Below are 1,489 nucleotides of genomic sequence, written 5' to 3'. Positions count from 1 at the left end.
CTTTTGGGTCATCCCCTTGCAGCACTGAAGGCATTGATTCATCGACCAAAGGAACGCGCTGTTTTTCACCAGCCTCCTAGAAACATGTTAGCCGGATGAAATAGGTTCATCAGTCAGGATCCTTCTTCCGCATACAGACCACGAAGTTGGTAGAATGGAAACAATCAAGTGCTTTCCTTGACGGGTTCCATTCTACCAACGATCATACCGAAAGCGGAAGAAGGGAGCGTTTAGGCAGCCTGACTGCCTGTAGCGTTCCCTGTACACTCCAGAAATACACGCAAACGAAACCGTTCCCGATTTCGATAGCCATATGCCCGGCGTTTGATGTTTTTGATCTTGTGATTCGTTCCCTCGATTCGGGCATTGGTATAGGGGCACAAAAAGTAGGAAAGAATCGGTTCCTTCCACCTTTCAAGCGTGTTGGCTGCTTCCTGAAAAGAAGCAAAAGGGCTCTGTTTGGCTAACTGAATCCATTCTTCCAAGCGTTCCTTTGCTTCGTTATATCCATCGGTTCGGTAAAAATCCCGAAACAACTCTTTCAGATCATAGGCAATGGAAAGTACCGGATACTCCTCCAAGATATCGTCTAATCGAAGCCGTTGGTCCTTACGAAGCTTTTCACAGCCTTTCAAGAGAAGATATCGAGCCTTTTTCAATGGAGAACATTCCTTTCTTGCTTGATCCAAGGCTTGTGTCACTTTTTGAACCACATGGTACTTATCGATGACAATCGAAGCAGATGGAAACAGGGCGCGAACCGCCTTATGATAAGGTTCCCACATGTCAAGAATCACCGTTTGGACCATTTCTTTCGACAGGATATTTTGGCTCAACAAGTTGATCCCGAGTTCGACAGTCACTAGGCAAACAAAATGCCTCTCATCCCTTGATACCAAAGGGACGAGAGGCATTTGGGCATACGTTGGGCGTGTATCTAGGTGCGAGGATGAATGCCTAGAATCTTCGGAGGAGGCTCCAGCCCTAGAGCTACAAAGAGTTGCGCTTGTTTGGCCGTCAGTTCGGTTGTTGACCAAGGTCGCCGTTTTTTGAAGAAAAATGTCCAAGCATGAGACGTTCGCATTCGTCCCTTACGTTCGGTCACGATTCATGATGGAGGTAAGCTAAGGTGATTCCATCGTTCTTTTTTGGTGTGACTCGTCGTGTGTACATGCCTATATTATAACCAATATCCATCCATTTTAAAAGTTAAAGTAGGAAAGTCGTGTGCCTATGAAATTCAGCGTTTTTTCCTAGGATCTGCATCATGAAATCCTTGATATTGCAGCATTTTGGCCATTTTCGTTTGCCTAAAATGACCTCAAAACTGTCGAACTCGGGTTGATGGCGGAGTCACATTGGCGATCGGCATGCATTCCTATGACGGATCCAGCTTTGGCATCCATCAATATGGTTTCATACTGATGTCCCTTTTTTACCGCGATTTCATCTAAACTAAGCACCATTCCTTCTTGAGAAGATGCTTCTA

Annotated in this window: 2 pseudogenes; both read right to left on the bottom strand. The window is 45.5% G+C overall.

Features of this window, described 5'->3' with window-relative positions:
* Nucleotides 1-230 precede the first annotated feature (230 nt).
* Nucleotides 231-845: pseudogene (locus B4113_RS14500) on the bottom strand (ISL3 family transposase); the annotation flags it as partial.
* A 92-nt stretch (nucleotides 846-937) separates the two neighbouring features.
* Nucleotides 938-1,101, bottom strand: a pseudogene (locus tag B4113_RS21265) (transposase); the annotation flags it as partial.
* Nucleotides 1,102-1,489: the final 388 nt, after the last annotated feature.

It is taken from the genome of Geobacillus sp. B4113_201601 (genome assembly GCF_001587475.1).
In the GTDB taxonomy this organism is placed as follows: domain Bacteria; phylum Bacillota; class Bacilli; order Bacillales; family Anoxybacillaceae; genus Geobacillus; species Geobacillus icigianus.
This window is presented reverse-complemented; position numbering and strand designations above follow the sequence as displayed.